At 67.4% G+C, this 8,672-nt stretch carries 7 protein-coding genes; 4 read left to right on the top strand and 3 right to left on the bottom strand.

The genetic code is table 11. The features are described 5' to 3' along the window. The coding region (locus ACM9NP_RS06890; protein WP_415645756.1) for an SDR family NAD(P)-dependent oxidoreductase at window positions 1-536 on the bottom strand (536 nt) is incomplete at its 3' end. Between the two features lie 178 nt (window positions 537-714). Here ACM9NP_RS06890 and ACM9NP_RS06885 point away from each other — a divergent pair. The 4 genes from ACM9NP_RS06885 to ACM9NP_RS06870 all read left to right on the top strand — a co-directional run bounded on the left by ACM9NP_RS06885 (window position 715) and on the right by ACM9NP_RS06870 (window position 7,212). Further along, entirely contained in the window at window positions 715-1,392 is a 678-nt protein-coding gene (locus tag ACM9NP_RS06885) for a hypothetical protein (RefSeq protein ID WP_415645755.1), read from the top strand. Between the two features lie 273 nt (window positions 1,393-1,665). Then, entirely contained in the window at window positions 1,666-3,432 is a 1,767-nt protein-coding gene (locus ACM9NP_RS06880) for a bifunctional metallophosphatase/5'-nucleotidase (RefSeq protein WP_415645754.1), read from the top strand. Between the two features lie 115 nt (window positions 3,433-3,547). Then, window positions 3,548-6,064 carry an FtsK/SpoIIIE family DNA translocase gene (locus tag ACM9NP_RS06875; RefSeq protein ID WP_415645753.1) on the top strand — a complete coding sequence of 839 codons (2,517 nt, stop codon included), beginning with the start codon at window positions 3,548-3,550 and terminating at the stop codon, window positions 6,062-6,064. 182 nt (window positions 6,065-6,246) lie between these two features. After that, window positions 6,247-7,212 carry an alpha/beta fold hydrolase gene (locus ACM9NP_RS06870; RefSeq protein ID WP_415645752.1) on the top strand — a complete coding sequence of 322 codons (966 nt, stop codon included), beginning with the start codon at window positions 6,247-6,249 and terminating at the stop codon, window positions 7,210-7,212. A gap of 68 nt (window positions 7,213-7,280) precedes the next feature. Here ACM9NP_RS06870 and ACM9NP_RS06865 read toward each other — a convergent pair whose 3' ends face one another. Both ACM9NP_RS06865 and ACM9NP_RS06860 read right to left on the bottom strand, forming a co-directional pair. Continuing rightward, on the bottom strand, window positions 7,281-7,868 hold the full coding sequence (locus tag ACM9NP_RS06865; protein ID WP_415645751.1) for a TIGR03086 family metal-binding protein: 588 nt from the start codon (window positions 7,866-7,868) through the stop codon (window positions 7,281-7,283). Window positions 7,869-7,939: 71 nt separating this feature from the next. Next, a complete protein-coding gene (locus tag ACM9NP_RS06860) occupies window positions 7,940-8,476 on the bottom strand; it encodes a DM13 domain-containing protein (protein ID WP_415645750.1) in 537 nt (178 codons plus the stop codon). Window positions 8,477-8,672: the final 196 nt, after the last annotated feature.

Here is an 8,672-nt window from a genome sequence, read left to right as displayed (position 1 = left end):
CGCAACTCGTGCTGCATCCGGGTGTCGACGATCCCCGGATAGATCGTCGACACGCGCACCCCGGCCTGTCGCTCCTCGTCTCGGAGGGCGTCGGCCAGCGCCTTCAGTGCGTGCTTCGACGCGGCGTACGCCGCGAACATCGGCGACGCCTTCATTCCGGCGCCCGAGTTGACGAAGAGGACGAGGCCGCGTGACGCCCGCAGCGCCGGGAGCAACGCCCGGGTGAGTTCCGCGGGCGCGATCGTGTTGACGGTCAGGTGATCCCGCCATGAGTCCACATCGGTGTATTCGACGGGTGCCGCGTGCGCGATGCCGGCGCAGTGCACGATCACGTCGAGTCGATCGATGTGGGCTACGGCGGTCGCGAGGGAACCGGGTTCGTTGAGGTCCGCGTGGATCGTCGGCCCCGGGTGGTCCTCCAGCGCCGCGCGATCGCGGCCGAGCGCGATCACCGTGTCGCCTCGTTTGGTGAGCAGCGAGGTCAGTTCCGCTCCGATTCCGCGATTCGCTCCGGTTACCAGGATGGTCTTCGTCATGTGCGAAGCGTATTCCCCGGGCCGTCGGTTGTGCCGTGCGGCCGTCGCTCGGACACCTCAATGGACGCGGCGGTCGTCGACCGATGTCGGTGGCGGTTCTCGGTGACGTCGGGTAAGCGTTGGGGCCGAAGCGTTCGGTACTGTCTGGAATCGGGATCGGCTGGAGAAGGAGGCTTGAATGGGTGCTCCCTGGAGATCCTTCGTGGTCGGATCCGTGTGTGTCGCGCTCGTGAGCGCCTGCGCCTCCGATGGTCCGCCGGAACCGGTGGAGACGGTGAAGGCGGAGGAGGAACCGCCGACGTCGGCTTTCGAGTCGATGGACGACGTGATGCGCTTGTGCGGCGCGACCGACGGCTTGGACGGCCACGAGGACTTCGCGGAGTACACGGGGGAGGGACCGCATCCGATCGTGATCGCGACGAACGCGATCGAGTTGGATTCGGCCTATCGGGTGTACGGCGTGGTCGACACCGAGGGCGTCGGCAACTGGGGGATCAACGAGGAGCACGAGGACTACGTTGAGGGCGGGTGGGCGCCGCAGACCCCTACGGACGCGCAACTCTTGGCGTGCGGCGCCACGAGCACGGGCGAAAAGATCCACACCTGTGAGTACGAGGATGTGCTCTTCGGCTACGAGCGGTCGGCCGATCTGGTCGCTCAGACGTATTCTTTCACCGTCTACGAACTTCGCACGGGCCGAGTGGTGGACACAATGGAATACGAGGCGGCGAATGTGCCGTGCCCCTACGAATATCCCGACGGCGCGGAGGCTTCGGATCTCGTGTCGCTCATCTCGGACGGTCAGCTGCACGACCTGTTCGTCGATCTGGTCACGGATCCCGCTCGCGCCGCGTGACGATCGCGGGACTCGTGACGCGAATGGTCTTCGTCATGAGCGCAGCGTGCCCCCTCTAGTCTTCAATGCGTCCCGGTCCGGCCCCCTGTTTCATCTCAGTGGACACAACGGTTGAGGTGCGCGCATGGTCGCCGTGCTGGTGACGCTGTTTCGTTACCTGGGAGTAACCCAATGGTCGGCCCATTCTGTTTCGCTGAGGTGTCGTCCCGATCTTGAGACGACCTGCGTTCGTGGCAGATCACGACCATCCGCCATTTCATGGAGTATTTAAATATGTCCATTCGGACTAAGCGCCTGATCGGTGGTGGCGCCGCCGCCGCCCTCGTTCTGGGCGTGGCCATCGCGACGGTGCCCTCCGCCTTCGCCGATGCCAAGACCACCGACATTCAGCTGTTGGCCATCAACGACTTCCACGGCAACCTCGAACCGCCGTCGGGTTCGTCCGGGAAGGTCAAGGCTCTCGACGACAACGGTGAACTGGTCGAGATCGAGGCCGGCGGCGCCGAATACCTCGCCACCCACCTGGAGCAGGCCCGCGAGGGCCACGACAACTCGCTGACCGTCGCCGCCGGCGACCTCATCGGCGGCAGTCCGTTCCTGTCGGCGGCCTTCCACGACGAGCCGACGATCGAGGCGCTCGAAAGCCTCGGTCTCGACGTCTCCGCCGTCGGTAACCACGAGTTCGACGAGGGCATCGAGGAACTGCGGCGCATCCAGTTCGGCGGTTGCCACGAGGTCGACGGCTGCGTCGACGAGGACAACCCCTACGACGGTGCCGACTTCCCGTTCCTGGGCGCCAACGTCGTCAACAAGCGCACCGGACTGCCCGAGCTTCCCCCCGTGTGGGTCGAGCGGATGCCCGGCGGCGCCAAGGTCGGCTTCATCGGCATGACCCTCGAAGGCACCGGCAACATCGTCAGCCAGGAAGGCATTAAGAACCTCACCTTCAAGGACGAGGTGAAGACCGCCAACCTCTACACCGCGCTCCTCGAGCTGATCGGCGTCAAGTCCGTCGTGGTCCTGTTGCACGAGGGCGGCATGCCCGCCGGCGACGCCTACAACTACGACTGCGACTCGCCCGGTCCCGGCGACGGCATCTCCGGTCCCATCGTCGACATCGCCGAGAACCTGGACTCCCAGATCGACCTGGTCATCACCGGGCACACCCACCAGGCGTACACCTGCACCATCGACGACCCCTCCGGCCAGCCCCGGCTCGTCACGTCCGGTTCGTCCTTCGGTCGTCTCTTCACCGAGATCAACATGGAGTACGACCACCGGTCCCGCGACATCGTGCGCACCAGCATCGCCGCCGAGAACAAGGTCGTCACCCGTGACGTCGCCCCCGACCGCACGCAGTCCGATCTGATCGAGAAGTACAACACCCTCGTCGAGCCGATCGCCAACCAGACCGTCGGTTACATCGCCGAGGACATCCCGATGGGCGAGACCCGCGACGTCGAGTCCCCCATGGGCGATCTGATCGCCGACACCCAGCTCGCCGCGACCGCCGACGAGGCCACCGGTGCCGCTCAGATCGCGTTCATGAACCCGGGTGGCGTCCGTGCCGACCTCAGCTACGAGGCATCCGGCAGCGAGGGCGACGGCGTCGTCAGTTACGCCGACGCGTTCACCGTCCAGCCGTTCAACAACTACCTGGTCACGATGAACCTGACCGGTGAGCAGATCATCGCCGCTCTCCAACAGCAGTTCTCCGGAGCCAACCAGCAGAAGAACCTCATGCTGCAGCCCTCCGAGGGATTCACCTACACGGTGGACTCCACGGCGACCGGCGCTGACAAGGTGATTGTGGACAGCATCGCGCTGAACGGTGAGGCGCTCGACCCGGCCGCGACGTACCGGGTCACCGTCAACTCCTTCCTCGCGGACGGCGGCGACGGCTTCGCCGCGTTCGCCGAGGGCACCGACCGCCTGGTCGGCGCCCTCGACATCGACGCGTTGAAGGCCTGGTTCGCCGAGCACACCTCGGAGTCGAACCCAGCGTCGGCCCCGATCGCCGACCGGATCACCATCCAGTAACGACACCGTCCCCCGGTGTGTCGCCGGGCCGTCCGCACTCGTGGACGGCCCGGCGCTTTCCGTTCCGACCAGCGTGTGGCCCGACCGTTCATCCGCACACCGGTACGGTATGGACATGCCTGGCCGTACACCGGCGGCGAAGAAGACAGCCGCCCGCAAACGCACGACTCCAGCGCGTGCCCGTGGCGCCGGGGCGCCCGCGCGCAAGATGAGCGCGCCCCGCAAGCGCGCCGCGGCGAAGACCACCGCCCGCAAACGCCGCCCAGCCAAGGAGATCCCCGGCCCGCTCGAGGCCTCCGGGATGGCCCTGCGCGGTTTGTGGACCGGCATGTCGCGTTCCGTCGGGTGGGTCGCCCGATCCATCGGCAAGGAGGCCGCGACCGCCCGCGAGATCGACAGCGCGCATCGCCGTGACGGCCTCGGCCTCGCCGTTCTCGGGCTAGCGATCCTGCTCGCGGTCGCGCTGTGGTTCGACTCGGGCGGCCCGGTCGGGTACTACCTGTCGTTCGGAGTCCGCTGGCTCATCGGCGTGGCCGGGATGGCATTGCCGCTGCTGTTGGGGCTCGGCTCCATACGGATTATGCGACAGGCGTCCAATCCGGAGGCTCACGGACGAGGCGTCGTCGGTTGGACGGCACTGGCGATCGGCGCCGTCGGCATGATCCATCTCGGCAACGGCCTCCCATCCGACCCTGCGGGTCTGCGCGGTGCCGGCGGCCACGCGGGGCGCGTGGTCGGCGGCGCCCTGGAAGCCGCCGTCTCGGCGTGGGTCGCCGCGCCGTTCCTGGCTCTCGTCGTCGCGTTCGGACTGCTCGTCATCACCGCCACGCCGGTCAACCAGATCGGGCCCCGACTGAGATCCCTGTGGGAACTGGCGACGCGCGGCGGTCAAGTGGAGGACACCGGTGTCCCCATGGAGGCCGCGGAGGACGAGCCCAAGCCGCGTCGCCGTCCCGCGAAACGCCGTCAAGCCTCCCTTGTCGATGACGGTGACGGGGACGACGCGGGCATCGACATCCTCGCCACCGAACCCGCCACTCCGGTGCGCCGGGACTCGGTGCCCAAGCGCGTTCCGCCGGAGAAGGTCCCCGAACGGCGCGAACCGCCGTCCCACACGGCCCCGCCCGGGAAGGCGCGCCAGCCCGCCCTTTCCGAGGTCGAACCGGGGGACTACCGGCTTCCCCCGCCGGACCTGTTGAGGTCGGGACCACCCTCCAAGTCGCGCAGCAAGGCCAACGACGTCGTCATCGCGGCGCTCCAGGAGGTCTTCGAACAGTTCAACGTGGACGCCGCCGTCACCGGTTTCACCCGGGGTCCGACGGTCACCCGCTACGAGGTCGAGCTCGGGCCGGCGGTCAAGGTCGAGCGAATCACCCAGCTGTCGCGCAACATCGCCTACGCCGTGAAGAGCCCCGACGTGCGGATCCTCAGCCCGATCCCGGGCAAGAGCGCCGTCGGCGTCGAGATCCCGAACACCGACCGGGAGGACGTGTCCCTGGGCGACGTGCTGCGCAGCGGTGTCGCCACGGGCGACAGTCACCCGATGGTGATCGGTCTCGGTAAGGACATCGAGGGCGGCTTCGTCGTCGCGAACCTCGCGAAGATGCCGCATCTTCTGGTCGCGGGGGCCACCGGCTCCGGGAAGTCCAGTTGTATCAACACCATCCTCGTTTCCATTTTGTCCCGATCGACGCCGGATCAGGTACGGCTGCTCCTCATCGACCCCAAACGCGTCGAACTGACCGCCTATGAGGGAATCCCGCACCTGGTCAACCCGATCGTGACCAATCCGAAGAAGGCCTCGGACGCTCTACAGTGGGTTGTCAAGGAGATGGACATGCGCTACGAGGACCTCGCGGCCTCGGGCGTGCGCCACATCGACGACTTCAACCGCAAGGTCCGTGCCGGGAAGATCAAGCCGCCGCCCGGATCAGAGCGGGTGTACAAGCCGTACCCGTACCTGCTGGTGATCGTGGACGAGCTCGCCGACCTGATGATGGTCGCCCCCCGTGACGTCGAGGACGCGATCGTCCGCATCACGCAGCTGGCGCGGGCTGCGGGCATCCACCTCGTCCTCGCCACCCAGCGCCCGTCGGTCGACGTCGTCACCGGGCTGATCAAGGCGAACGTGCCGTCCCGGCTGGCGTTCTCCACGTCCTCCCTGGCCGATTCGCGCGTCATCCTCGACCAACCGGGCGCCGAGAAGCTCATCGGGCAGGGCGACGGCCTGTTCCTGCCGATGGGCGCCAGCAAGCCCGTGCGCATCCAGGGCGGCTGGGTCAACGACGGGGAGATCGAGAAGATCGTCGGTTTCGTCAAGGACCAGCGCGAACCCGAGTTCGCGCCCGACGTGCTCACCGTCGCCGCCCCGAAGAAGCAGATCGACGAGGAGATCGGCGAGGATCTCGACATCCTCCTCCAGGCGGTCGAACAGGTCGTCACGAGCCAGTTCGGGTCGACGTCCATGCTTCAGCGCAAGCTACGTGTCGGTTTCGCCAAGGCGGGTCGGCTCATGGACCTCATGGAGACCCGGGGCGTCGTCGGACCGTCCGAGGGCACCAAGGCGCGCGACGTGCTCGTCAAACCCGACGAACTCGACGCCCTCCTGGAGAAGATCCGCGGCGGAAGCTGAGCCCTCCGAATGGGCGATATATCGACTGCGAGGGCTTGGGGCGCAACGGAATCTTTCTTGCCTCCGTGCCGAGGCGCCGCGCCCGGCGTCGGGTTCGTCGTGTCCTCGGGCACAAGTCGAGGCCCCGCCTACCGGCAAGTTATCCATATAGGATGTGCTGTCTGTCGGTGAAGGGAGTCAGCATGAACGTCGACGTCCTCGGGGATCCGTACCGCGCCCGCGTCATCGACTGCGGCCGGGACGACGAGGGTCCTCTCGTCGCTACGCTCGTGTCCCGTCCGGCCAGGAAACCGACCGGCCGCGCGGTGTTGTTCCTGCACGGTTACGTCGACTACTTCTTCCACACGCACGTGGCCGACGCGCTCGTCGACCTCGGTTTCGACTTCTACGCCCTCGACCTGCGCCGTTCGGGCCGGAGCCTGCGCCCCGGCCAGACTCCGTACTACATGGACAGCGTGGAGGAGTACTTCGAGGAGATCGACGCCGCAGTCGACATCATTCGGCGCGTGGACGGACACGACACCCTCGTCATGCTCGCGCACTCGACGGGAGGCCTCACCGCCGCGCTGTGGGCACACGATCGCCGCCGGGACGGCCTCCTCGACGCGCTCGTCCTGAACAGTCCGTTCCTGGACTTCGCGGGCGGGCCGCTCGCCCGGGCGACGGTCCTGCCCGCGCTCCTGTTGCTCGGACGGTTCCGGCCCCGCGCGCATCTCGCCCGGCGCTCGTCGGGCGTGTACGGGCGGAGCCTGCACGTGTCGCGGGACGGCGCCTGGGACTACAACCTCGACTGGAAGCCCATCGGATCGCTTCCTCCCCGGGCGGGTTGGGTGCGGGCCGCGCGGCTGGCGCAGCGCCGCGTCCACGCGGGCCTCGCCATCGACGTGCCGATCCTCGTCGCCTGCTCGACCGGCAGCTATCTCAAGGGCGTGTGGAACGAGCGGGCGAGCCGCAACGACACCGTCCTCGACACCAATCTGATCGCCCGGTGGGCCCCGATGCTCGGTCGGCACGTGACGGTGACGCGGGTCGACGGCGGGCTGCACGACCTCACACTGTCCGAGGTGGGTGTCCGGCGCGTCCTGTCGGACCGCTTCCGGCGCTGGGTCGAGGCGTGGGTGCCGACCGGGCGGACCGCGGACGCCTGATCGCTCGAACGTCGGTGACAAGCAGTCGACCACCAAGGGGGATTTGCGATAGCCACATCTAGATATTGCTATATATCGCGCCCGAGGTATGCGAGCAGTCGATCGGCGGCGCTCGCCTCGTCCGAGATCGACGTCTCCTCGCTGAAGTTCACCCCCATCGCCGAGCGCGGGAACCCCGCGAAGAACGCTCGCCAACTGGCGAGCACGCGTTCCACGTCGTCGGGGGCGAAACCCGCGTCGGTGCGCAGACCGCGCGCCAGGTCGAGGCCGTGCGTCAGAAGTTCGTTCACGACGTGCTGGACGGTGACCTTCCCCGGCTGCGGGCCGATCGGTGTCGGCGCCACGGTCTCGAGGTAGCCCTCGGCGGCGAACGCGCGACCGGCCCGCGCGGCCTGCACACCGACGGCGGCGATCGGGTCGGGATAGTTGGGTTCGTTGGGCGGCATCTGACCCGTCTCCGCGAGATTCGCGAACTCGTCGTCGATGTCGGCGAGGTGCGTCACGAGCCGCCGGAACGTCCAATCGCCGAGGCCCGACGGTTCGTCCAGCCGCGCGGGATCGACGTCGCCGACCAGGCGGGTCACGGCATCGGTGACACGGCCGTGGGCGGCGAGCACGTCGTCGAAGGTCACATAGCTCTCCACGAAATCGATCATCCGTCTATCGTCACCCGTCGGTGCGACAGGGACGAGGATTTCGGGGGTGCGGACCGCTTTCCCTCGGTTGCCTAGGCGTCGGCGACGAGCGTCGCCGCGCCGAACGACACTCCGAAGCGGACACACCAGATGGACACGCTCGACACCTTGTCGAGGTCCACTGAGTCGGGAACGGGGTACGCCTGGTCTCCCTTGTTGCCCTTCAGTTCCCCGAGCTCGGCGTGGTATCCGTCGTCGAAGACGAACCACTCGTTCGGGTCCACCGCTTGATCGGTGAGCCAGACGCGCAGGTCGGGGCCGTTCGACGTGTCGAGCCCGTGGAAGACGATCTGATGTGTCCCGTCGGCGTTTCGGATCAACTGGGCGGTGCCGGTGGTCTCGTGCTCCTGCGTCACGAATTCGCCATCGGAGACCACGCTCGGCCCGTCCGGTTCGGGATCGTCCTCGCCGTCATCGCGTTCCTCCGGTTCGATCGTCGGCACCGTCTCGTCGACCGTGACGTCGTAGAGCAGGGTCTGCGGGGCGAACCAGTACACCGCGCCACCGATGAGCAGGATCGCGGCGACTACGGCGGCCCAGCGGGGGCCGGTCATGATGCGACGTGTCATGCGTCCATCCGATCAGGGCAAGCGTCCTATCGCCAGGGGTTGGCTCCTTACGTCAGTATTACGTCCCGAACCGGCAGCTCACGACGGTCGCGCCGGTGACTATGGCGGGTGTCGCACCGCTTGGTGGCCGAGACGTTTCGGGGGTCCTCGTACCGATAGGTAGTCTCGTGGGGTGTCAGATGCCGCTCCCGCACAG

The organism is Stackebrandtia soli (assembly GCF_965137155.1).
GTDB classification, from domain to species: Bacteria; Actinomycetota; Actinomycetes; order Mycobacteriales; family Micromonosporaceae; genus Stackebrandtia; species Stackebrandtia soli.
The sequence above is the reverse complement of the archived record's forward strand: the minus strand, read 5'-3'. Positions and strand labels throughout refer to the sequence as shown.

Coding starts and splice junctions, on each gene's coding strand:
- ACM9NP_RS06860 (WP_415645750.1), bottom strand. CDS start 8,476: ATGACACGTCGCATCATGACCGGCCCCCGCTGGGCCGCCGTAGTCGCC.
- ACM9NP_RS06865 (WP_415645751.1), bottom strand. CDS start 7,868: ATGATCGATTTCGTGGAGAGCTATGTGACCTTCGACGACGTGCTCGCC.
- ACM9NP_RS06880 (WP_415645754.1), top strand. CDS start 1,666: ATGTCCATTCGGACTAAGCGCCTGATCGGTGGTGGCGCCGCCGCCGCC.
- ACM9NP_RS06875 (WP_415645753.1), top strand. CDS start 3,548: ATGCCTGGCCGTACACCGGCGGCGAAGAAGACAGCCGCCCGCAAACGC.
- ACM9NP_RS06885 (WP_415645755.1), top strand. CDS start 715: ATGGGTGCTCCCTGGAGATCCTTCGTGGTCGGATCCGTGTGTGTCGCG.
- ACM9NP_RS06870 (WP_415645752.1), top strand. CDS start 6,247: ATGAACGTCGACGTCCTCGGGGATCCGTACCGCGCCCGCGTCATCGAC.